Consider the following 23,670-nt stretch of genomic DNA (forward strand, 5'->3'; position numbering starts at 1 on the left):
TTAACTCCGGGCCAGTTCGTTCGTCTCGGGCAGTTTGGGCAGCCCGAAAAGCGATAGATCGTCTTCCAGTGGCGGATTATCCGTCCTGATCCCGGCGCGCAGCTTCGCCGAGCGCGCACGCGGGTTTCGTTCTTCTTCTTCCGCTGTCGGGCCGACAGCGCCCTTGACCGCAGGCGTGAAGCTTGGCAGACGGACATGCGTTTCCGGCAGATGACGCGATCCTGCACTGCCGCCCGCGCGGTCAGCGAAATAGCGTTTCACCATGCGGTCTTCGAGCGAATGGAACGTCACGACAACCAGTCGACCGCCCGGCTTCAAGATACGCTCGGCGGCAAGCAATGCCCGCGCCAGTTCACCCAATTCGTCATTCACATAAATACGCAATGCCTGAAACACACGCGTTGCAGGGTGGATAGGCACTTTCGGATTGCGACCGACGAGCGATTCAATGGCATTCGCCAGATCAAGCGTACGCGAAAAAGGCTGCGCTTCGCGGCGCTTTTCAATCATACGCGCAATACGCCCTGCATGACGCTCTTCGCCGAGGAAATTAAAGATACGTGCGAGATCGCCCATCTTGAGACGATTCACAACATCAGCAGCGGTCGGCCCCTTGTTGGACATGCGCATGTCGAGCGGACCGTCCTTCTGGAAGGAAAAGCCGCGCTCAGCCTCGTCGATCTGCATCGACGACACGCCAATATCGAGCACAACACCGTCCACTTTGCTGCCCGCCCCCTTCACATGCGAAACCGCGTCATCAAGAGCAGAGAACCGGGACTCGACCAGATTGAGCCTGCCTGGAAACTGCGTCTCCATCGCTCGCCCGGCCTCAATTGCGGTCGGATCGCGGTCAATCGCGATCACATCCGCACCCGTTTCCAGTATGCGACGCGTATAGCCACCGGCACCGAATGTCCCGTCGACAATCACTGTGCCAGGTACAGGCTTCAGGGCGTCGATCACTTCGGCGATCAGCACCGGAACGTGACGGACTTCAGCCCCACCGGCTTGAGAATTGTCTCCGCCGAGGCTAGCCATCATTCCGATCCTTTCCCGGGTACGCGGCCCGTTATCTTAAGCGCCTCGCGCTTTAACCGTTTGTTCTCATGCATGTCTTTTTCCTATCGTAGCGGGATCAGAAATCAGACCAATTCACTGATTTCCCCGCGAAGATCGTTCCCACTTTTGGGAGACATGCTCGAGTGCTTTGCTTGCGGATTCCGACCATTTGCCGTCAACTTGGCGCCATGGCGGATTCGTTCGTCAGTTATCGGATATTAAGCTTAATGAAGCGTTATCCTTTGGATCAGGTCTGCTGCAGAACTCTGCCAGTTTCAGAATTTTCAACAGAGTTTTTTGCAGAACATACGCACCGGTGCTTGCTGAAAACCCAGCACCTGCTTTCATTTTTGTCCGATGCCAAGCCCACCTACACACGAGACGACGCAGCACCGAGACACAGTATGCATCACAGGCTTATGATTTGTGATGACCTACCCCCGGTTGACGCCTTCCCATCATTGGCTTATTTAATGCAAATAGTTTGCAACTGCATAAAGCAATCAAGGCATTTATCATGGCACCTCATGGAGCAGGTCCCTCCGGCGCTGGTGAAGTTACATTTGAAGGCTGGCGGCGGGATCGCGGCGAAGCATCCATGTCCGACGTCCACCGCTCTATCAGGGTTAATCGGTCCGGTTCGAAGTTCCGCCGCGCGCTGTCCTTCTTCGGTCCCGGCTATCTGGTCGCTGTCGGCTATATGGACCCTGGCAATTGGGCCACCTCCCTCGCTGGCGGTTCCCGCTTCGGCTATACGCTGTTATCGGTTGTTCTGCTGTCCAATCTGATGGCCGTTCTCCTGCAGGCACTCTGTGCTCGTCTTGCCGTCGCGACCGGTCGCGATCTGGCGCAGGCCTGTCGCGATGCCTATCCGCGTTTGCTTGCGTGGCCACTCTGGCTTCTGGCCGAACTTGCGATTTGCGCTACCGACCTTGCAGAAGTCATCGGCACGGCAATCGGTCTCAACCTGCTTTTCGGCATTCCACTTGAAATCGGCGTCATCATCACCGCTGCCGACGTGCTTCTGGTTCTCTATCTGCAGAACAAAGGATTCCGCCGTGTCGAGGCGCTCATCATCACGCTTCTGGCTGTGATCGCGCTCTGCTTCCTCATCCAGATTCTGATGGCGCAACCGCATTGGGCTGAGGTTATCAAAGGTTTCGCACCAACGACCGAGATCATCCGCAATCCGGACATGCTCTATATTGCGCTCGGCATCATTGGCGCCACGGTCATGCCGCATAATCTATATCTGCATTCCGGCATCATCCAGACACGCGATTATGGCCATACTACCGCTGAAAAGCGCGAGGCCATACGCTTTGCGACGCTCGATTCCACCGTTGCGCTGACATTCGCTCTTCTGGTCAATGCATCGATCCTGATCCTGGCTGCGGCAAGCTTCAACGCCACCGGCCATACTACGGTCGAAGACCTCGACAAGGCCCATACCTTGTTGAACCCGCTGCTGGGATCAGCCCTCGCCCCGACACTCTTCGCTGTTGCACTTCTGTGCTGCGGTTTGAATTCGACCATTACCGCGACCATGGCCGGTCAGATCGTCATGGAAGGTTTTATCGACATCCGTCTGAAGCCCTGGCTGCGCCGTGCAATCACGCGCTTCGTGGCCATTGTTCCGGCTGCTGTCGTGACGATCATGTATGGATCGCAAGGAACGACTGAACTTCTGATCCTATCTCAGGTCGTGTTGAGCCTTCAGCTTCCCTTTGCCATCATTCCGCTCGTCATGTTCACAGCGGAGAAAAAGAAGATGGGATCACTGGTCGCTCCGCGCTGGGTGACGATCCTTGCCGCGATCACCGCTGCGATCATCGTCGTGCTAAACATGAAGCTCATCTACGATTTCCTAACCGGCGTACCAGTTTAAGCCCCTCCCGAGGCGTTCGAATGGGCGGCTTCGCATTGCGAAGCCGCCCATCTCTTTATTTCACTGCGGCATTGCCACCATCAGCATAAAGTGCCGAACCCGCCACGAAACTCGACATCGGACCTGCCAGAAACAGTGCGGCCTGTGCGATTTCTTCAGGCTGGGAGATCCGCTTCATCGCATGCAGGCCTGCGGCCCATTCCTTATGCTTTTCATCTCCACCCATCGGCGTATCAACAGCACCGGGCAAAAGTGCATTCGCCCGGATGCCAAGAGCGCCATAATCGGCCGTTATGCCCTTCACCATCCCCATGAGAGCTGCCTTCGAGGTTCCGTAAACCGACATGCCGGGAATGCCGACACTCGTACCGACAAATGTTGACGTGAATATAATGGAGCCGCCGCCCCGTTCGAGCATCAGTGAAATTTGCGATCTGGCTCCCAGAAACGCAGAAGTCAGGTTTCCCGAGAGGACGGCCTGCCAGTCATCGGGCGCGATTTCAGCGAGCGGAGCTATAGGCCCGACCGTGCCTGCATTGTTCAATGCAATATCGAGCCCACCGAATTTATCCTTCGCTGCGGTAGCCAGCGTCTTATGGGTTTGGACTTCAGAAACGTCGCCGGCAACGCAATGCGCTTTCCCGCCAAACGCTGCAATCTCTTCGGCTACACGTTCGAGACCCGCAAGTCCGCGAGCGTTCAACACAATTGAAGCGCCTTCTCTGGCAAAGAGCAATGCAGCAGCACGCCCTATTCCAGACGATGCACCGGTGATGATTGCAACCTTGTCTTTCAAGCTGGACATATTGACCTCCATGATTTCGTGGAGGTCCCAATTAGAATCCTTGCTGCAACGCAACTATCCGTTTCTTGCGTTCGAATGCCGAAACGGCTTCTTGGGAAAAAATGTCAGTCGGTCTGTAAGCCGGGTTCTGTATGGCCGGACTTGCGCCCGGCGCGGCAGCCATTCATCTGGGACGGATGTCGCCACCCGCCTCTTGCAACCCACCCGGACGGCTGATCCGGAAACTGATTACCAGTCCTTGCGAACCGGTGCGCCGTCCCTATTCGGTTTTGCTCCCAATGGGGTTTACCGTGCCGTCTGCATTGCTGCAGACGCGGTGGGCTCTTACCCCACCCTTTCACCCTTACCCCGTCATCCCTGCCGCTTTGCCAAGCGGTACGGAAGACGGGGCGGTCTACTCTCTGTGGCACTTTCCCTGGGGTCGCCCCCGCCGGGCGTTACCCGGCATCGTGTTTCCATGGAGCCCGGACTTTCCTCACCTGCCGCCTTTCGGCACATGACAGGCGCGGCTGCCCGACCGACTGACAGCGCGCATATAGCAACGATAGCGAAACAGTGAAACCGAATTTCTCAAAAAATCTGAATGAACTCGAAACAGAAAAGCCGACAGTGTTGCCACTGTCGGCTTTCCGTTCACATCAGGCGGCCTGTACTCTACGCGACCGCCGACGCAAATCTGTAATCGCATCCTGAAAATGAATCAGAGAGCGCTCATATAGGCCTTAACCGAGCTGCAATACTTTGCAGAGGTCGGGTTCATGCGCTTGGCACCATGACCGGCATTGTACTTCAGGATTGTGCCGCAGGTGCTTCCACCGCCGAGCTTCTGCGCCATGGCAAGATATTTCATGCCGAACTGGATGTTCGTGGAAGGCTCGTAGAGGCCCTTGGCGGAACCCGTATAGCCGAGACCACGTGCAGTCGAGAGCTTGATCTGCATCAGGCCGATTTCACCAGCCTTGCCGCGCACGTTCGGCTGGAAGTTGCTTTCGTGACGCACAACTGCATGAGCAAGCGCTGAGGGCACACCATAGGTCGATGCATAACGGTTGATGATGGTGGAATAGTTACCGCCACTCTTGGCGCTCCGGGCAGTCTTGTCTTTCGACTGCGAACGCTTGCCGGTGGAACCTTTGGTGGCAGGTGCCGCACGGCGGCTGACGATCGATGCCTTCTTCGGCGCTGTGGTTGGCTTTTCCGCCTCGGCAGTCTTGTTCTGCTGGCGTGCCTTGAGGAGAGCTGCGAGGTTGGTCGGTTCAGATGAAGGGGCACTCAGTGCTGGATTCAGGCCAAACGAACTCATCGCGCCAACAAGGGCGCAAACAACAACAAAATTTATTTTCATAACCTACCGTCTTGGAACGTTTCTTGTGTCAGACCGCCCGTCTTGGGAGAGACGGCCCTGTTTTTTGATCCCGCCCGATATGAGTTTTGAAGCCCGTATCCGCTGGGATTGAGCGATGAAGTGGAGGGCAAATGCAGCTGAAGATTGGTTGCAAAAGTAAAATAGTCTTACAGGTTGTAACATTTGTGATTCACACAAGGGCAACCGAAACCCTTATAAAAATTCCCTGGTAACCGAGGTAGGTCGGCTTATTTTTTTGAAATCATTACAGAAATACGAATCAACGCTGAATAGAAAAATTGCCCGCACACACTTGGTCAGGCGGTAACATTTTGCAGCGAAAAAATTAGCTTGTAGAGGGTATCTATAGTAGATACGTCGGCCACCCCGTCCACATTTTGTGTCCGAAAATGACGCTGAAAGGCCTTAATCACGGTTTCAGTACCTTCATCGAAGACACCCGTGACGGCGATTTCATAGCCATAAAGTGCCAGCATGGATTGCAAGGCTTCCACCGGTTGGCCTTGTTCGCCACGTGCCAGAAAGCGTCCGCCCCGGACCGGCGTCGGGGCGATATAATGCCCGACACCTGCATCGTGGAGCTGTTTCCAGGGGAAGTTATGACCGGGATCGGTCTTGCGCGCCGGTGCGATATCCGAATGGGCCAGAACATTTTCCGGTTTGATGGCGTGGCGCTCGCATATATCGCGACTGAGGCGGATAACCGCATCGATCTGCGCATCCTTGAAGGCCGGGTAATTTTCAAGATTACCCGGATTGACAATCTCAATGCCGATGGAAGCGGAATTGATGTCCGTTTCGCCCTTCCAGAAGCTCTTGCCCGCATGCCATGCGCGCGCATTCTCCGAAACCATCTGCACGACCCGTCCGTCTTCATGAACAAGGTAGTGCGCGGAAACTTCCATATCCGGCGACTTCAGAACCTGCACTGCCTCTTCTGCAGTCGATAACCCGGTATAATGGAGAATGAGAAAGGCAGGCGTCTTGCCGTCACGGCGCGTGCCGAAATTGGGTGAAGGATCAAGCGTCGCACCGGCGAAGTCAGGCCGGTCTAGAGCCAGTTCCTGCAACAATTCGCTCTCGATTTCGCGCACGCTGCTCATGCAGTCTCCAGATTCTTCTCAATACTTGCCCAAGCCGCGTTTATCGCTGCCAGACGCCTGTTGGCAATGGTTATGAATTCGAGTGGCAAACCTTCTGCGACCAGCCGGTCAGGATGATGCTCCTTGACGAGCGCAAGATAGCGCTTACGGGCCAGTTCAAAGGAAACGCCGCGCTCCAGCCCCAGAATGGCGTAAGGATCGTCAGCACCGCGCTGGACGTGGCGGATCGCGATACGATCGAAGGCAATCTCATCATATCCGAAAATATCCGCTACGCCTGCGAGAAAGGTCATTTCCTTTTCGTGTACATAGCCATCGGCGGTGGCGATATGGAAAAGACCGTCGAGAATATCCTCAAGCAGATGACAATTGGTCTGTCCTTCGCTGCACAATCCGGCGAGCTGACGCGCATAGGATTCATAGCCTGCAACATCCTGCCTGGCGAGATCGTAAAGTCGCGCGACATGCGCCGTTTCCTCTTTCGGCACGGCGAAAATATCCTGAAAGGCGCGGATTTCGTCCTGGGTGACAACCCCGTCCGCCTTCGCCATCTTGGCCGAAAGCGCGATCATCGCGATAGAGAAAGCCACTTGGCGGCGCGTATCGGCATCACCTTCGAAAACGGTGCGCACGGCTTCGATAACGCCAGAAATGGCATTCGACGCCACGTAAGTGACAAACTCACCAATGCGAACCCAAATCGACATGGGTCTTTTCTATAGAATTCCGAATGAACTGAAAACCGTCCGCGCCGGCGAAAGTCGAAAAAACAACTATTTAGAGCATTTACAGCAAAAGTGCGAAGCGGTTTGGCGTAGGATAATGCGTAAAAATAAACAGATGGAAGGCTGCGGTGCTGGCTTGCAATATTACCCGGCTTCGCAGTGCAATCCTATTGTTGAGGCTCGCGTTCATCGAAGGAACGTTGTGCAGCCGTGGCCGCAGCGGCTCCCGCTGCCTGTGCCTGCTGATCCGTCTGCCCCACGGATTTTGCCGCAGCAACGGCATTTGTGCGCGCCCGTTCGATGGCTGCAGCCTTGTCCTCAGGACTCACCACGCCGGAACTGTCACGAAGCGACTTGACCAGATCGGGGCCTTTTGCAGCGTTTCCACTTTCTGCGGGCTTAACAGGCTGCGACACGGCAGCCGCCCCCTGCTCGCCGCCATTGGTTGTTGCAGCGGTCTCTTCGTCTCCCTTGCCGCAGGCGGCAAGTGCAACGAGAACAATAGCAGATATGACGAACAGGAAGTTACGGCTCATGACAAAAGCCATAACCGAACCAAGCCTGCGTTGAAACACGGAAAACGCAGAATGCCCGTCTTTTCCCATTGTGGTTGCTTTAGCGTTCATCTCAAAACCAATTGGCAAGAATGGCGACCCGGAGACCGGATCGCCACCCAAATGCAGACGCATCATGCGTCACGACTTCGCACCGTTATATCAAGGCGCTAAGATGCTCACGCATCACGCCTTGAAAAAGTTCAATCGCCACTCGGGCTTAACCAAAACCCTATGAGCCATACTCATAGGGTTTTGGTATTAGTTGGCCGGTGCCGTCCCTGTACCCGGCGTCGATGGTGCCGGAGTTGTCGGGGCCGCTGGGGCTGGCGTCGTCGTTGTATCATTATTCGAAGGCGCTGCCGGCGCGGATGGTGCCGGTGCGTTGCTCGTGTCGTCCTTCTTGTCGTTGCAAGCTGCAAGGCCGAGAAGTGATACGGCGGCGACAGAAGCAATCAGAAACTTCTTCACGTTGGCTCTCCTTCCTAGGTTAGGCTCGTTGGCCTAGTTTCAGGCATCAAATGGCAATATTGCCAAACGCCTCTCTCTGTTTCTCCGTGCCTGACCGGTTTGTCCGGTCAATCACCTTTTTACGGTCGTTCATCGACACAGAAATCCCGTCGATTGGGACCGTCACACAAAAAAACGGCAGCAGCGCGAAAAAGTTCTCTCAAATAGTCTTACCGAGCGTAATAAAGCGACAGTATTACAGGCGTATAGCCGCCTCCACAGGGTTTAAAAACCCGCAATTAATTCGTCACGCCCCTGTCATTGGACGATGTTTAACTTTGCAAAAGCGAAGTCGGGATTCGAGCATCAGGGGAGCTTTTGATGACAGACAGCCCAGCCGGCGACACAATTCTCAAACGTGCAGTGACCCAAAACAGCGCCCTCTCACGCGCAGGCTTTTCCGAAAGATTGTTCGCCTGGTTGTTCAAAGGGCTGGTTTATCCGCAGATATGGGAAGACCCCGAGGTTGATATGGCGGCCCTGGCTATTGAGCCAGGACATCGCATCGTCACCATCGCTTCCGGTGGATGTAACGCCATGTCCTATCTGACCGCTGATCCGGCACGTGTAGAGGCCGTTGATCTCAATCAGGCACATGTCGCCTTCAACCGGCTGAAACTTGCCGCCATCAAGAACCTGCCCGATTACGATACGTTCTACCGGTTCTATGGAAAAGCCGACGACAAGACCAATCTTGCCGCCTACAAGCATTTCATCCGCCCGCATTTGGACGGCGAAAGTCGCGCTTATTGGGAAAAGCGCAAATGGAATGGCCGCCAGCGTATTTCCATTTTCTGGCGTGACCTCTATCGCCACGGCTTGCTCGGAGTCTTCATCGGCATGGGCCATCGTGTGGCGCGGCTCTACGGGATCGATCCGCGCGACATATTGAAGGCGCGCACGATGGAAGAACAACGCAGCTTCTTCGATACAGCGCTTGCGCCGCTCTTCGAAAAACGCATGGTGCGCTGGGCCACGGCCCGCAAATCATCCCTTTTCGGACTAGGCATACCACCCCAGCAATATGATGCCCTTGCCACCGCCGGAAACGGCGACATGGCGCTTGTTCTGCGCAGCCGTCTTGAGAAGCTGGCTTGCGGCTTCCCCCTCACCGATAATTATTTCGCCTGGCAGGCATTCGGACGTGGCTATAGCGGCAATGAGGAAACAGGCCCCCTTCCGCCCTATCTGTCGCGCTCCAATTTCGAAACAGTGCGGGTACGCGCCGATCGAATGACCGTACAGAACGCGAGCTATACCGACTTTCTCGCTGCCAAGCCTGCCGCTTGCGTAGACCGCTACATTCTGCTGGATGCGCAGGACTGGATGAATGACGAGCAGCTCAATGCGTTGTGGAGCGAGATCACGCGTACGGCAGCACCAAATGCACGTGTCATCTTCCGTACCGCCGCAGAAGCGAGCCTGCTTCCGGGACGAGTGGCGCCGCAAATTCTGGATCGCTGGGAGTATCAAGCAGCTGAATCCCGCACCCTGCACGACCGCGACCGCTCGTCGATTTATGGCGGGTTCCACCTTTATACCCTGAAGGATGCCTGATATGTCGCGCAGCCCATGGAGCGTTCAGGGCGTAGACCATGCCAACCTCATGGATCGGGTCTATCGCCGTCAGCGGCACTTCTACGACGCCACGCGCAAATACTACCTTCTGGGTCGCGACCCCATGATCGCAGGGCTGGCCGTCCCCAAGGATGGCACAGTTCTGGAGATCGGCTGCGGCACCGGTCGCAATCTGGTGAAAGCAGCAGAACACTATCCCGATGCAAAATTCTTCGGCATCGATATCTCCGCTGAAATGCTGGATACGGCGCGCCGGGCGGCAGAGCGTGCAGGCATCGAAAATCGCATCCGGCTTGATCGTGCGGATGCAGCCCAGTTCGACCCGGAGCAGCTGTTCGGGCAAACCGGCTTCGATCGGATTTTCATCTCCTATGCCGTATCGATGATCCCGCAATGGCAGTCGGTCATTCGTGAAAGCATCCGGCATCTCAATGCTGGCGGAGAGTTGCACATTGTCGATTTCGGCGATCAGGCACGCCTGCCGCGCTGGTTTGGGAACGCCCTCTTCAAGTGGCTTGAATGGTTCCATGTCACACCGCGTCGTGACCTGTTCCCAGTTTGCGAACAACTCGCACATGAACGCAGCGCAATCACTGAGAAGCGCATTCTTTATCGCGGTTTTGCCTGGATAGCGGTCATTCGTTCGACAACGTCGCCCCTGGCCGTAGATTAAACACCAATCTTGCCCGCCAGACTGGTGACGTTCACCTCCGGATCGCGTAACCGTTAGAGGACTGATTCGCGACACGGAACCACTATATGAACCGTCTGGCCAGCTACAGCCTTCTCGCCCTTGGCGCTTTATTTCTCTCCGCCTGCACGACGGTGGATTACGACTTTTCCGACGTAAAGAAATCAGGCAGTTCGGTAGCTCGGATCGCACCGCCGTCCGGCTCGGTTAAGGCCCCGCGTTTTGGTGATCGTGACCCGCACGACTGGACCGGCAAAACGCCATGGCACTATCCGATCCACGGAACAGACGTTTCCAAATATCAGACCAACATTGACTGGAGCGCAGCGCGCGCCAGCGGCATTTCCTTCGCCTTCATCAAGGCGACCGAGGGCGGCGACCGCGTCGACGATCGCTTTCAGGAACACTGGAACGGTGCGCGTCAGGCGGGTATCGCCCGGAGCGCCTATCATTTCTATTATTTCTGCCGTCCGGCCATCGAACAGGCGCGCTGGTATATCCAGAACGTGCCGCGTGACCCCAGCGCGCTTCCACCTGTCCTCGACATGGAATGGAACCCGCAATCACCGACCTGCAAGCTACGCCCCAATGCAGCGGTTGTACGCAAGGAAATGCGCATCTTCCTGCAAGCACTGGAAAAACATTACGGCAAGCGCCCGATCGTTTACACGACGGTCGATTTCTTCGACGACAACGACTTGCGGCAGATGGCGGATTACCCGTTCTGGCTACGCTCCGTTGCGGGTCATCCAGACGAGAAATACGGTCCGCATCCGTGGACGTTCTGGCAATATACCGGCACGGGCTCCATTCCCGGCATCAAGGGCGACGCCGATATCAATGTCTTCGCCGGCGATGCCAATTCGTGGAAAAAGTGGCTGGAAAGCAACAAGGTCCGCTAACACGGCACAGTTTGGCAGTTCACACCAAGTTTTGCTTCATTTCCGGGGCTTGTTGGGGCAATAGCTAGAACAATCCCCGAAAGGGAGCCATCTGCTCCCAATCTATTAGTGTGAGTTACCAATGAAGTTTTTTGCTTCAGTTATCGCAGCCGCCTTGCTTGCATCGACAACCATGTCCGGTGCACAGGCCGCCGCGTCTCCGGCGCCTGCTGCGACGCCAACTGAAAACACCGTCAGTCTTCCAAAGCCGGAATGCGAGATCGACTACGGTCAGTGGATGGATAATCTGACCAAGGAAGCCCGCGACGCCGGTGTCGGTGAAAAAGGCATCGCCGAGTTGCACAAGGCCGTGCTTGAGCAAAAGGTGCTCGACCGCGACCGCAAGCAGACTGTTTTCAACCTGACCTTCACCGAGTTTTCCAAGCGCCTCATTTCAGAAGCGCGCCTGAAGAAGGGCCGTGAAAATCTGGTAAAATATGCCGACGTCTTCAAGAAAGTTGAAGATACTTATGGTGTTCCAGGTCCAGTCCTTGCCGCCTTCTGGGGGCTCGAAACCGATTATGGCGCCATTCAGGGCGATTTCGACACGCTGAATGCCCTCGTCACTCTTTCCTATGACTGCCGCCGCCCAGATCTGTTCCGGCCACAGCTGATCGCGCTTCTCAAGCTTTTCGACCAGGGCGTCGTCGATGCAGCGACGACCGGCGCATGGGCTGGTGAAATCGGCATGATGCAGCTCCTGCCGAAGGATTATCTTGAACGCGGCGTCGATGGCGATGGCGACGGCAAGGTCGATCTGAAGAACAGCGTTCCCGACGCTATGATGACAGCAGGGCGCATGATTTCAGAGCTCGGCTGGAAGCGCGGGCAGCCCTGGCTCGAGGAAGTTCGCCTGACCAAGGACCTGCCTTGGGAGGAAGCGATCCGTACCAACCGCAAGCCGCATTCCTGGTGGGCGCAACAGGGCGTTGTGGGGCTCAATGGTCCGCTCGGCCCGGATGATGGCGATGCGTCTCTTCTGCTGCCACTGGGCCGCAAGGGACCGGCTTTCCTGTCCTATCCGAACTTCGACGTGTTCGTGGAATGGAACAAATCCATCGTCTACGCCACGACGGCTGCTTATTTTGCAACCCGTCTGGCTGGTGCTCCAGCCTTCGATCCGGGCAACCCGGTTCCAGGTCTGACGCAGGACCAACTGAAGGATTTGCAGACGAAGCTCCAGGCCCGCGGTTACGACATGGGTGGAAAGATCGACGGTGTCTTCGGACTCCTGACCCGCGATGCCGTACGCGCTGAGCAGATGCGCCTTGGAATGCCGGCCGATTCCTGGCCAACTCAGGAGCTGCTGGACAAGCTCTGAGTAACAATGAGGGCGCGGGCTAATCCCCGCGCCTTTTCCTTTCCGATACACTGACTGCGAATGCCTGCCTCATGCTCACCACCCTGATCGTCGTTCTGCCCGTATTTGCGCTGATTTTCTCCGGATGGGGCGCATTCAAGCTGAAAATACTGGGACCGCATGCCATCGCAGAGCTGAACCGCTTCGTGGTTTATCTGGCGCTGCCCGCGCTGCTGTTCGACATCATGGCCAATACCCACGGCAGCGAGCTGTGGCAGCCGGGTTTCATCGCAGTGTTTCTGCTTTCGAGCGCGATTGCATTCGCATTGCCCTTTTTGGTGCGGCTTCGCGGAAAACTGCCTCTGGCGGACACCGCGCTTGACGGCCTGAATGCCGCCTATCCGAATACCGGCTATATGGGCATTCCGCTTTCGATGATCGCCTTCGGGTCCGGCGTTCTGGCAGCAACCACCATTTCGATCATCATCACCGTCTGCGTCACCTTTGCTTTTGCGATTGTGCTGATTGAAATCGGCTTGCAAACCGAGAAGAAGCCACTTCATCTCATCTGGAAGGTCATGCGGTCGCTGATCCGCAATCCGTTGCTTGTCGCTCCGGCACTTGGCGCGATGGTATCCTTTCTGGGCCTCGCCATCCCCGCTCCGGCGGAAACCTTCCTGAAGATGCTCGGCGGCGCGGCCTCCCCTTGCGCGCTGGTCGCGCTTGGCCTGTTCCTCGCCCAACCGCGCAAGATCGAACGCGAAAGCGTCAATGCCATCGCTTTCCTCGTTTCGGTCAAACTCATCGTCCAGCCGCTCGCAACCTGGCTGCTGGCCGTCTATGTGTTCGGACTGCCACCGCTGCTTGCACAGAGCGCAGCCCTCCTTGCCGCTCTTCCGACCGGCACCGGTCCCTTCATGCTGGCCGAACATTATCGTCGCGAAGCGGCGATAACCTCAAACGTCATCCTCTATTCGACGGTGATATCTATCCTCACCTTGTCGGCATATCTGGCGCTAATTCGCTAAAACCCGCAAAAAACATATCAAAAAGCCTGAGGCAACTACGGCGAAAACAGTACCAAACGTGGCAGTTCGGTGTCTTTTTCATGAAATGTGAACAAATTTTTCTAGTCAAATATTTCAATAGTTTAGGTGGTAAACGATAGGTTTATTTCTCCATCACGGCAGATTGCAGCACGAAATCTTCTTTTGTTCGAGGCGTTTTGCGCTTAGATTCCAGCTTCCTACCAGCGCGCGTCCGGTCGCCCGGGCGCATATGAAGGAGACAGACCAATGGGACTTACGCGATCTTTGAATGTCCTCATGATCTGTGCGGCATTTGCATTTGTTGCAGCGTTGATAGCAGGCGTCATCCCCTAGGGGAATTTGCCTAAACCATTACGGCGGCTTCGGTTTTGAGGATAGGCCGACCCCCGCTCGAAAACTAAAAAGCCCGGCGTCACCGCCGGGCTTTTTATGTTTATGCAACTTCCAGAGCCGCTTCCGTCTTCGGCCTTATGCCGATCATGTGACAGATCGCAAATGGCAGATCGGCGCGATTCATCGTGTAGAAATGGAAATCCTGCACACCGCGTTCGATCAGATCCATCACTTGTTCGGCGGCGATAGCGGCAGCAACGAGTTGATGCGTCTGCGGATCGTTGTCCAGTCCTTCGAAACGCTCCGCCAGCCAGGCCGGAATATGTGTCGCGGACCGCGCGCAGAAATTCTTGACCTGCTTGAAATTATGCACCGGCAGGACACCGGGAACGATCGGGATGTAGATGCCAGCACGGCGAACGCGCTCGACATAACGTTCGTACAGATCGTTTTCGAAGAAGAACTGCGTGATGGCACGCGTCGCACCATTATCGACCTTGCGCTTCAGCATATCGATATCGGTTGCGAAATCCGGGCTTTCCGGATGCTTTTCCGGATAGGCGGAAACCGAAACGTCGAAATCCGCAATATTGCGCAAACCGGAGACCAGTTCGGCGCCATTCTGGTAGCCGCCCGGCGTCGGCACATATTTTTCGCCGATACCGGCTGCCGGATCGCCGCGCAGCGCCACGAAACGATTGACGCCGAGAGCTGCGAATTCACGCACGACACGGTCAACCTCCTCGCGTGTCGCATCCACACAGGTCAGATGGGCTGCTGGCTTGACGTCAGTTTCCTGGAGGATGCGCGCCACAGTGCGTGCCGTGCGTTCACGTGTGGAACCTCCGGCACCGTAAGTCACAGAAACGAATTCGGGTTGCAGCGGCGCAAGCCGCGTCACCGTATCCCAGAGACGCTGTTCCATTTCCTCCGACTTGGGTGGGAAGAATTCGAACGATACCCGGGTGGTCTGGCCAACATCCGGTCGGCGGGAAAGACCGTAAAAACCCATCAAACTGTCTCCGTCATGCTTATTGTTCTCGACACCGGATCGGCAATGAGAAGGCGTGGATCGCGGGCGAGCCACAGCTTCACTGTCAGCCCCTCATCTCCATTGGCCGCCTTCGGCTCCAGTTCCAGTGTCTTTTCCGGCTCTAGACCGGCATCTCTCATCCAGCCCAGCATCTGTTCATCGCTGAAGCCAAGCCGCAAATGTGCATGTTCCTCACGCAGAAACTCGAGCTTGTGCGGCGCGAAATCAACAATCAGCAGCCGCCCGTTGGGGCGTAAGGCCCGCGCCGCTTCGCGAATGGCGGCAAGTGGATCGTCAAGGAAGTGCAGAACCTGATGAATGGTCACCAGATCGAAGCTTTCACGCTCCACTGGCAGCGCATAGACATCGCCCTGGCGAACCTGCGCATTGCCAACGGCTGCGAGATCGAGATTGGCGCGCGCCATAGCCAGCATATCGCGATTGATGTCGATACCGACGCCGCGAAGGTAAAGCGGCGCAAAAAGCTCCAGCAACCGGCCCGTGCCGGTGCCGACGTCCAGCATGGCCTGAAACGGCTTGTCGCCGATAACTTTCTTGAGCGCAACTTCGACCGCATTCTCAGAAACATGCAGCCTGCGGATCTGATCCCAACTACCGGCATTGGCGCTGAAATAAGCGGCAGCCTTTTCCTGACGGCTGGACTTCACTTGCGACAGCCGTTCCATGTCGCGTTCAACCAATGCATCCGTATTGTCGAGACGTGCCAGAAGCCCGCGCGCAAGATCGCCGCTGATCGCATTGTCGGCAAGGCGAAAATAGGCCCATGCGCCTTCCTGATAGCGATCGATGAGATCGGCTTCCCCGAGCAGCTTCAGATGGCGCGAAACACGCGGCTGGGATTGCCCCAATATCGTCGTGAGGTCGGAGACGGTGAGATCACCGCGCGACAGAAGCGCTAGAATGCGCAAGCGGCTGGGCTCAGCCACCGCCTTCAGCACATCTACCATCAGATCGAGTTGCAGTTGCAGTTGCAAACCGGCCATGCCTTCCGCTCTTTGTTGACTCATCTTCCCATTCACGGCCCATCACGGCTATCCGTAAAAGATATAAAGATATGTTTATATGGAAAGCAATTCCTGCGCAAGCGATTTTCGTGGCAGAATGGGCGAGAGCACAATTCGACCAGAGTGAAACAAGGGTCGATAAGATTATGCTTCAGATAGGAGACTTTAGAGCGACGATCTGATTGAATCAGATCGAAACGCGCTCCAAGCGAAGGATTCGCATACAACAACTGACTGCAAGGATGAGCCATGCGTGCAGGCACAACGCGCCAAAAGGCAATCGCCAAATCGCTGACGCTTCTGCTTCCGGCGGTTCCCTATTCGGATTCCGAGCCGATCCGCGCTGCAGCGCTCAGCCCCCATATGAAAACACTGCCGCCTTCCACTGCGGTCTGGCTTGCGGCAGTCGCGCATGTGCGTCACACGCACACCGATTACGATGCGCTGCGTGACGATGGATATGACAAGGATTCAGCGCGTTTCTTCGTGCTCGACGCAATCAATGCCAAGCTGACCGAATGGCGCGCGACACGGCTTTTGTCGCCGGAAGACGACGAAGCGGTAGAGATGTGAAAACGCCGCCCGGAGGCGGCGTTTTAGCGGACAATAGCTGTCCGATTATTCAGTACCATGCCCCTGCAGATAACCGTGTTCACGCGGGTTCGGCATGAAGATGCTGACCGCAAACACGATGACCATCATGATGGTCACGTACCAGAAAAAGCCGCTTTCCATGCCCTGCTGCTTGAACCACAGCGCAACATATTCTGCGGTGCCCCCGAAGATTGCATTGGCAATGGCGTAAGAAAATCCGACACCCAGCGCCCGCACTTCCGCCGGAAACAGCTCGGCTTTCACGATACCGCTAATGGATGTGTACATGCTGACAACAGCAAGTGCGATCACGATATAGATGAACGCCATGGTCGAGCTCTGCACCGAACCGATCAGCGTCATGAGTGGGATCGTGGTCAGGATCGAAATACCGCCAAAACCGATCATCATCGTCTTGCGTCCTATCCTGTCAGACAACGCGCCGAAAAGCGGCTGCATCAACATGTAGGCCAACAGCACGAAGGTCATGGTTTCGCTGGCCGTTTCCTTGCTCATACCAGCAGTGTTGACCAGATATTTCTGCATATAGGTGGTGAAGGTATAAAAGGCGAGCGAGCCGCCAGCCGTGAAACCGACGACCACAAGGAAGGCCTTGCGGTGGTTCTTCCAGATATTGGCGAAACTGCCTGCCGCCTTGTTGTTGCGGGTTTCTTCCGTCGAGGTCTCATGAAGGGTCCGCCGCAGGAAAAGGGCGACAATGGCCGCAACGCCGCCAATAGCAAACGGTATGCGCCAGCCCCAGGCGTGAAGCTCATCCGACGTGAGAAGGAATTGCAGCACCACAATTACCAGCACAGCAAGCAGCTGCCCGCCGATCAGCGTGACATATTGGAACGAGGAGAAGAAACCGCGGCGTCCGGCCAGCGCCACTTCGCTCATATAAGTAGCGGTCGTGCCGTACTCGCCGCCGACCGAAAGGCCTTGCAGCAACCGCACGATCAGCAGCAGGAACGGCGCCAGAATACCGATGCTCTGATAAGTCGGCAGGATGGCGATTGCGAAAGAGCCAAGGCACATCATCGTGACAGAAATCAGCATGGATTTGCGGCGACCGAGCTTGTCGGCAATACGACCGAAGAGCCAGCCACCGATTGGCCGCATCAGGAAGCCTGCTGCAAAAATTGCAGCCGCATTCAGCAACTGGCTGGTCTGGTCTTCCGCAGGAAAAAACTGCGATGCGAAATAAAGCGCACCGAAGGAATAGACGTAAAAATCGTACCACTCGACCAGATTGCCGGATGCGCTGGCCACGATAGCAAAGACGCGACGGCGCGTGTCATGGGCATCGTGTAGCGCTTCGACCTCGCCATTGGCGTCAGCATGCATTTCTGCATTGTTCATTCTGAAAACTCCCGATAGCAGGCAGTTATGGAACAGCCTGCAAGCAGCCGATCCCATGCGGGGATTACCGAAATCGGCGATTGTTTCACTTCACAAACAAAAAGTACGAACCGCATTTCAATCGGAAAGCAGCCTCGCATTTGAAATGTCCTCCCGGTCAAAATCATGCTGTTTCAGCCCATTTGCGAAGAAGCAATGACGCCTGAAACAGTCCTTGAACCGGCAGCCTCGGTGTTCATTCCCATTGAAAAATAAAACGGAGCAAGAGCATCGAAACCGGCCTCCTGAACGAAATCGCAGCGGGGATGACGCGCATCGCGGCGTTGCGATCATGACGGCTCCATATCTAGAGCGGTTTCAGGATGCGGCCAGACCATAGGAACAAAATCATTTGCATGCAATCTATTGTAATATAAGAATTTGCTAAAATACGTGATTGGCATTGCCACACAATGATGCGGAAACATAATCTATTGATATAATTACATAATAATCAATTCTCTCTACACAGGCAATCGATCAATTCCCCGTGTAGAGTAGTCTGCCGAACGACTATTTCTTCTGAACAACCAGAAAAATACGCGGGAAGCGCAGCAGAACTTTACCATCGGCGGTCGTGGGATAATGTTCAGCTATCCGCGCCTTGTAAGCCTTCAGATAATCTGCCTGCTCCTGTTCATCGAGCGGATCGAGAAACGGTCGCAATCCGGTCCCCTTTACCCATTCCACGATGGCATCCACGCCGGCGAGCGGATGATTGTAGATCGTATGCCAGATGTCGATCCGCGCCGCATCGCCTGCGAAAGCGTTGTAGTAGGTCGCGACCGGCGGCAAAGCCCCCCTGCCCTTGGTGCCGATTTTTGCTGCAAAAGGCGCGGTCTTCGCAACATCGCGCATCCCGACATGGGTCTGCTCCCCCATATTGTCGGGCATCTGGATCGCCAGAAACGCGCCGGGCCGAAGCAGGGACAACAGCCGCTGCAATTGCTCGATATGATCCGGCAGCCACTGGAAGACGGCGTTGGAGAACAGCACGTCCGTTTCGGCGTCCGGCGTAAAACTGGCAACATCGCCGACGAAGAACTCCACATCCGGCAGGCGTGCCTTGGCCTTTCCGATCATGTCAGGCGACGTGTCGAAGCCGGAAACCTCCGCATCAGGCCAGCGGTCGACCAGAAGCTCTGTAGAGTTGCCCGGTCCGCAGCCGATATCCACCACCTTGCGCGGTGCCGTCAGGGGTATCTGCGCCAGAAGATCGCGCGCCGGGCGGCTGCGTTCATCTTCAAACTTCAGATACTGTTTTGCGGACCAGTCTTTCATCGTCTTTCCTTTCATCACGTGAAAAGGGCCTGAAATAAAAAGGCCGGTGCGATGCACCGGCCTTTAAATTATTACCTTGTCAGCGGCTTGTAGGTCACCCGCTTCGGGTTGACGCTTTCCGGTCCGAGACGACGGACCTTGTCCGCTTCATAATCTTCGAAGTTGCCTTCAAACCATTCGACATGGCTGTCGCCTTCAAAAGCGAGAATATGCGTCGCTAAGCGGTCGAGGAACATACGATCGTGGGAGATGATAACAGCGCAGCCAGCGTATTTTTCGAGCGCGTCTTCGAGCGCTGCCAGCGTTTCCGTATCAAGATCGTTGGTCGGTTCGTCGAGCAGCAGAACGTTGCCGCCCGCCTGCAACATCTTGGCAAGATGCACGCGGTTGCGCTGACCACCGGACAGATTGCCGACCTTGGCCTGCTGATCGCCGCCCTTGAAGTTGAACGCGCCGCAATAAGCGCGGGAATTCATTTCAAACTTGCCGAGCTTGATGATGTCGTTGCCGCCGGAAATTTCTTCCCAGACATTCTTGTTCGGATCAAGGTGATCGCGGCTCTGATCGACGTAACCAAGATGCACAGTATCACCGATGCGGATCGAACCGGAGTCCGGCTTTTCCTGACCGGTGATCATCTTGAACAGCGTCGACTTACCGGCACCGTTCGGGCCGATAACACCAACAATGCCACCTGGAGGCAGCTTGAAGGTCAGGTCCTCGATCAGCATACGGTCGCCAAACGACTTGGTCAGACCTTCCGCTTCAATAACCACCTGACCGAGACGCTCACCTGCCGGGATCAGAATCTGGGCATCGCCCGGACGCTGGTTTTCCGCAGCTTCGACCAACTGATCATAAGCCTTGATACGTGCCTTCGACTTCGACTGACGCGCTTTCGGGCTTGCGGCAATCCACTGGCGTTCTCGCTCAAGAGCTTTCTGACGCGAATCTTCTTCACGACCTTCCTGAATCATGCGCTTGGACTTGGCTTCCAGATAAGCAGAGTAGTTGCCTTCGTAAGGAATACCGCGACCGCGATCGAGTTCGAGAATCCAGCCCGTTACATTGTCGAGGAAGTAGCGATCATGCGTGATGAGCAGGACAGCGCCTTCATATTCACGCAGGTGCTTTTCCAGCCAGGCAGTGGTTTCAGCGTCAAGATGGTTGGTCGGTTCGTCAAGCAGCAGCAGATCAGGCTTCGACAGCAGCAGCTTGCAAAGTGCAACGCGACGACGCTCACCGCCCGAAAGCTTGGTGACGTCGGCATCCGCAGGCGGGCAGCGCAGAGCTTCCATCGCCATTTCAACCTGGCTTTCCAGATCCCAGAGATTCTGGCTGTCGATGATATCCTGAAGCGCCGCACCTTCGTCTGCGGTTTCATCAGAATAGTTCATCATCAACTCGTTGTAACGGTCCAGAATGGCGGTCTTTGCAGCCACACCTTCCATCACATTGCCGAGCACGTTCTTTTCTGGGTCAAGATGCGGTTCCTGCGCGAGGTAACCACAAGTAGCACCGTCTGCGAGCCAGGCTTCGCCGGTGAAATCCTTGTCCATTCCAGCCATGATCTTAAGGATCGTTGATTTACCGGCGCCGTTTGGGCCGAGAATACCGATCTTCGCATCTGGATAGAATGACAGATGAAGGTTTTCGATAACCTTCTTGGCGCCGTAGGCTTTGTTCAGCCCGGACATATGATAAATGAATTGGCGTGCCATAAAGCGCGTCGTCTCCGCAGGTTGAGAAGCGCGATCGGTCCAATGCTTGCCGAGCCGCGCGGAAATTATTGACGCGTATGTAGGCTAATTATGCCCCGGAAGCAAACGGCAACCCGCGAAACAGAAGCCGTGGAAACGGCCGATCAATGTTTGATGAGAACTATAAATAATGAAACCGGGCGCGGATATTTCCGTCACCCGGTTTCCCCTCTGGCCACCGTCCGCGAAAGTTTCCTCCCTTTCATCGGACGGCCTGCAAGTTATGACGTGGAATCTTTGTTTAGACGCCCCTGATTGCCCTTCAAAACCCCGTCTGCCGAGCTAGATTTGCTTAAGCTTCTGCGCTTTTCAAGCGGAATCTGCACAAAAAACGCAATTGCCTAAAATTCATTCACTCCGAGCTCCTGTGCCTGTTATAACGACGCCGCATCGCGGGAGATTGACTATTTGCACGGCATAAAATCAGATGACGAAATGACATTCAAAACCATTCATCGTCTGTCGGTTTCAGACAAATCAGAACTCCCGTTCCGCGCCGTCTGCGCCAACAGGCCGCGAGCAGTCGTCCAGATATGTCACGGCCTCGCCGAACATTCCGCGCGGTACGAACGCTTTGCCTCGGCATTGGTCGCGGCGGGCTACCACGTCTATATCCACGACCACCGGGGGCACGGGAATAATATCGGTCCTCATACACCCAAGGGCATGTTCGCACAGAAGATGGGCCATGTTGTGGCTATCGAGGATGTGCGGACGCTCAACCGCCATATTCACGAGAGCCATCCGGGCTTGCCAGTCGTTCTTTTCGGCCATTCCATGGGCGGACTGATCGCGCTGAACTACGTTCAGAACTACGCCGATACAGTCGATGCGGCGGCGATCTGGAACGCAAATTTCGATGGTGGAGCGGAAAGTGCCGCAGCGCTGGCACTTCTTTATATGGAGCGCATGCTGAAAGGCTCGGATGTCCCCAGCACCATTCTGCCGAAAATGACATTCCGCGCCTGGGGCCGGTCCATGCAAGGCCACCGCACGCTATTCGACTGGCTTTCGCACGATCCGGCTGAAGTCGATGCCTATGTCGCAGATCCGCTCTGTGGCTTCGATGCCAGCGTAGCGCTGTGGATCGATATTTTCCGCTTGATCCGCCGTGGTGCAGACGACCGGAACTTCTCGAAAGTCCCGCGAAACATGCCGTTTAACCTTGTTGGCGGTGCGGAAGATCCGGCAACAGCAAACGGTGCGGCTGTGCGCAGGCTGGCAGAGAGAATGCGGAAAATGGGCTTCGAACACGTCAATTGCACGATCCTGCCCGGCACCCGACATGAGAGCCTCAACGAGATCAACCGAGATCAGGTGACGCAGAATTTTCTGGATTGGCTTGCAGATGCTCTTCCGTATCCTGCAATGTCCGGCTAAAAAACGGCAGTCAATCGATCAATCGAGCTATTATCCAGGCCTGAACTCACGATTACTTGAACCGCCTTGGCTTTGCCATCCAATCAATGCTATGGAGCGCGCCTTGCGCGTTATCGGATTTCCGGGCAGGAAAGCCGAGCTTATGCAGATAGCGCGAGGAATAAAGGAACACTCCGCTTGGACACACCGACGATTTCTGTGGTTATCCCCTGCCGCAACGAAGCCGACAATCTTGCATTCCTGCTGGATGAAGTCGATGCCGCCATGCAGGGCCGCGCATACGAAGTCATCGTCGTCGACGACGGTTCGACGGACTCAACCAGCGATGTGCTTGCAGGCCGCATCCATGCGGGCAAGCCGCTTCGCCATCTGCGCCACGACCGGTCATCAGGCCAGAGCGCCGCAGTGCGCTCCGGTGTGTTTGCAGCGCGCGGCCCGATTGTCGTGACGATGGACGGCGACGGACAGAACAACCCCGCCTACCTTCCCGTTCTGGCAGATGCATTGATGAAGGCTGGGCCTGACTACGGCATTGCGGCCGGACAGCGTCTCAAGCGCACGGATACGAAACTCAAGCAGCTTTCGTCTCGTTTTGCCAACAATCTGCGTGGTGCGATTCTGAAAGACAAGACACGCGATTCCGGCTGCGGCCTGAAAGCGCTGCGCACCGACCTCTTCCGGCAATTGCCTTTCTTCGATGGATGGCATCGCTATCTGCCTGCGTTGGCAATCCGCGAGGGCTTCGACGTCGTGCATGTCGATGTCATCGATCGCGAACGCCGCCACGGCAAGTCCAATTACGGTATTCTAGACCGTGGAATGCGCGGCATTCTGGATCTTTATGGCGTCTGGTGGCTGCGGAAGCGTCGCAAGGTCGTTCCCCGCGTGAGGGAGATCACCCATGACTGATATTTTCAACAGTCTGTCGCAGTGGCTGCATGAGGTATTCGTGGCGCAGTGGGACGGCTGGATTGTGCTGGGATTCATCGCCCAGGCCTGCTTCACCATGCGCTTCGTCGTGCAATGGCTCGCTTCCGAAAAGGCGAAGCGCAGCGTCATGCCGGTCGCCTTCTGGTTCTTCTCGCTTTTCGGTGGCACCTTGCTGTTGATCTACGCGATCCAGCGCAAGGATCCTGTATTTATCGCAGGCCAAGGACTTGGCCTCGTCGTCTATATTCGCAATCTCTGGCTCATCGCCAACGAGAAAAAGCGGCCGACGACCGGGGAGTAAACTCCCCGGAATTTCTAGAGTATTTCCGGACGCAAAACCGGTTTCCACTTTTGCTGGAAA

22 protein-coding genes and 1 other RNA gene are annotated in these 23,670 nt (G+C 55.8%); 10 read left to right on the forward strand and 13 right to left on the reverse strand.

Annotated features, from left to right (window positions below):
- Positions 1-1,044: a 16S rRNA (cytosine(1402)-N(4))-methyltransferase RsmH gene (gene rsmH / locus CQZ93_RS08930; RefSeq protein WP_181153329.1), complete on the reverse strand. Its 1,044-nt coding sequence runs from the start codon at positions 1,042-1,044 to the stop codon at positions 1-3.
- Positions 1,045-1,579: 535 nt separating this feature from the next.
- Between rsmH and CQZ93_RS08940 the strand changes: the two genes are divergently transcribed.
- Entirely contained in the window at positions 1,580-2,950 is a 1,371-nt protein-coding gene (locus CQZ93_RS08940) for an Nramp family divalent metal transporter (protein WP_105543242.1), read from the forward strand.
- 55 nt (positions 2,951-3,005) lie between these two features.
- On the opposite strand, the gene CQZ93_RS08945 is transcribed toward CQZ93_RS08940, so the two are convergent.
- The 7 genes from CQZ93_RS08945 to CQZ93_RS08975 form a co-directional block, all read right to left on the reverse strand.
- Entirely contained in the window at positions 3,006-3,755 is a 750-nt protein-coding gene (locus CQZ93_RS08945; protein WP_105542254.1) for an SDR family oxidoreductase, read from the reverse strand.
- 100 nt (positions 3,756-3,855) lie between these two features.
- An RNA gene (gene rnpB / locus CQZ93_RS08950) (RNase P RNA component class A) lies at positions 3,856-4,280 on the reverse strand.
- A gap of 175 nt (positions 4,281-4,455) precedes the next feature.
- A complete protein-coding gene (locus CQZ93_RS08955) occupies positions 4,456-5,100 on the reverse strand; it encodes a lytic transglycosylase domain-containing protein (protein WP_105542255.1) in 645 nt (214 codons plus the stop codon).
- Between the two features lie 317 nt (positions 5,101-5,417).
- Entirely contained in the window at positions 5,418-6,224 is an 807-nt protein-coding gene (locus tag CQZ93_RS08960; protein ID WP_105542256.1) for an N-acetylmuramoyl-L-alanine amidase, read from the reverse strand.
- Positions 6,221-6,931 (reverse strand): J domain-containing protein, encoded by a 711-nt coding sequence (locus tag CQZ93_RS08965; RefSeq protein ID WP_105542257.1) that lies wholly within the window; start codon positions 6,929-6,931, stop codon positions 6,221-6,223. Before CQZ93_RS08965 ends, CQZ93_RS08960 begins: the two co-directional genes overlap by 4 nt.
- Positions 6,932-7,116: 185 nt before the next feature.
- Entirely contained in the window at positions 7,117-7,641 is a 525-nt protein-coding gene (locus CQZ93_RS08970; protein WP_286152853.1) for a hypothetical protein, read from the reverse strand.
- Between the two features lie 123 nt (positions 7,642-7,764).
- A complete protein-coding gene (locus CQZ93_RS08975) occupies positions 7,765-7,974 on the reverse strand; it encodes a hypothetical protein (RefSeq protein ID WP_105542258.1) in 210 nt (69 codons plus the stop codon).
- A gap of 360 nt (positions 7,975-8,334) precedes the next feature.
- Here CQZ93_RS08975 and CQZ93_RS08980 point away from each other — a divergent pair, with 360 nt between their 5' ends.
- The 5 genes from CQZ93_RS08980 (at position 8,335) to CQZ93_RS09000 (ending at position 13,551) form a co-directional block, all read left to right on the forward strand.
- Positions 8,335-9,570, forward strand: a complete 1,236-nt coding sequence (locus CQZ93_RS08980; RefSeq protein ID WP_105542259.1) for a BtaA family protein — start codon at positions 8,335-8,337, stop codon at positions 9,568-9,570.
- A 1-nt stretch (position 9,571) separates the two neighbouring features.
- Positions 9,572-10,264, forward strand: coding sequence for a class I SAM-dependent methyltransferase (locus CQZ93_RS08985; RefSeq protein WP_105542260.1), 693 nt, complete (start codon positions 9,572-9,574; stop codon positions 10,262-10,264).
- An 86-nt stretch (positions 10,265-10,350) separates the two neighbouring features.
- Positions 10,351-11,184 carry a glycoside hydrolase family 25 protein gene (locus CQZ93_RS08990; RefSeq protein WP_105542261.1) on the forward strand — a complete coding sequence of 278 codons (834 nt, stop codon included), beginning with the start codon at positions 10,351-10,353 and terminating at the stop codon, positions 11,182-11,184.
- Positions 11,185-11,305: 121 nt separating this feature from the next.
- The gene (locus CQZ93_RS08995) at positions 11,306-12,544 is read left to right on the forward strand and encodes a lytic murein transglycosylase (protein ID WP_105542262.1); all 1,239 of its coding nucleotides are present in this window, start codon (positions 11,306-11,308) and stop codon (positions 12,542-12,544) included.
- 71 nt (positions 12,545-12,615) lie between these two features.
- Entirely contained in the window at positions 12,616-13,551 is a 936-nt protein-coding gene (locus tag CQZ93_RS09000) for an AEC family transporter (protein ID WP_105542263.1), read from the forward strand.
- Between the two features lie 454 nt (positions 13,552-14,005).
- Here the strand turns inward: CQZ93_RS09000 and metF are convergent, their stop codons facing one another.
- Positions 14,006-14,917 (reverse strand): methylenetetrahydrofolate reductase [NAD(P)H], encoded by a 912-nt coding sequence (gene metF, locus CQZ93_RS09005; RefSeq protein ID WP_105542264.1) that lies wholly within the window; start codon positions 14,915-14,917, stop codon positions 14,006-14,008.
- On the reverse strand, positions 14,917-15,942 hold the full coding sequence (locus CQZ93_RS09010) for an ArsR/SmtB family transcription factor (protein WP_105542265.1): 1,026 nt from the start codon (positions 15,940-15,942) through the stop codon (positions 14,917-14,919). The genes metF and CQZ93_RS09010 overlap by 1 nt, the downstream gene beginning before the upstream one ends.
- Before the next feature lie 270 nt (positions 15,943-16,212).
- On the opposite strand from CQZ93_RS09010, the gene CQZ93_RS09015 reads away from it, so the two are divergent.
- Positions 16,213-16,536, forward strand: coding sequence for a DUF2293 domain-containing protein (locus CQZ93_RS09015; RefSeq protein WP_105542266.1), 324 nt, complete (start codon positions 16,213-16,215; stop codon positions 16,534-16,536).
- Between the two features lie 45 nt (positions 16,537-16,581).
- On the opposite strand, the gene CQZ93_RS09020 is transcribed toward CQZ93_RS09015, so the two are convergent.
- The 3 genes from CQZ93_RS09020 to ettA all read right to left on the reverse strand — a co-directional run bounded on the left by CQZ93_RS09020 (position 16,582) and on the right by ettA (position 20,960).
- Complete coding sequence (locus CQZ93_RS09020; protein WP_105542267.1) at positions 16,582-17,919, reverse strand: MFS family transporter; 1,338 nt, start codon at positions 17,917-17,919, stop codon at positions 16,582-16,584.
- A 552-nt stretch (positions 17,920-18,471) separates the two neighbouring features.
- Positions 18,472-19,239, reverse strand: coding sequence for a trans-aconitate 2-methyltransferase (gene tam / locus CQZ93_RS09030; RefSeq protein WP_105542268.1), 768 nt, complete (start codon positions 19,237-19,239; stop codon positions 18,472-18,474).
- Between the two features lie 71 nt (positions 19,240-19,310).
- A complete protein-coding gene (gene ettA / locus CQZ93_RS09035) occupies positions 19,311-20,960 on the reverse strand; it encodes an energy-dependent translational throttle protein EttA (RefSeq protein ID WP_105542269.1) in 1,650 nt (549 codons plus the stop codon).
- 474 nt (positions 20,961-21,434) lie between these two features.
- Here ettA and CQZ93_RS09040 point away from each other — a divergent pair, with 474 nt between their 5' ends.
- The 3 genes from CQZ93_RS09040 (at position 21,435) to CQZ93_RS09050 (ending at position 23,610) form a co-directional block, all read left to right on the forward strand.
- Positions 21,435-22,379 (forward strand): alpha/beta fold hydrolase, encoded by a 945-nt coding sequence (locus CQZ93_RS09040; RefSeq protein WP_105542270.1) that lies wholly within the window; start codon positions 21,435-21,437, stop codon positions 22,377-22,379.
- Between the two features lie 177 nt (positions 22,380-22,556).
- Positions 22,557-23,288, forward strand: a complete 732-nt coding sequence (locus CQZ93_RS09045; RefSeq protein WP_105542271.1) for a glycosyltransferase family 2 protein — start codon at positions 22,557-22,559, stop codon at positions 23,286-23,288.
- Entirely contained in the window at positions 23,281-23,610 is a 330-nt protein-coding gene (locus tag CQZ93_RS09050) for a lipid-A-disaccharide synthase N-terminal domain-containing protein (RefSeq protein ID WP_105542272.1), read from the forward strand. Before CQZ93_RS09045 ends, CQZ93_RS09050 begins: the two co-directional genes overlap by 8 nt.
- Positions 23,611-23,670 lie beyond the last annotated feature (60 nt).

It is taken from the genome of Ochrobactrum vermis, assembly GCF_002975205.1.
GTDB lineage: Bacteria > Pseudomonadota > Alphaproteobacteria > Rhizobiales > Rhizobiaceae > Brucella > Brucella vermis.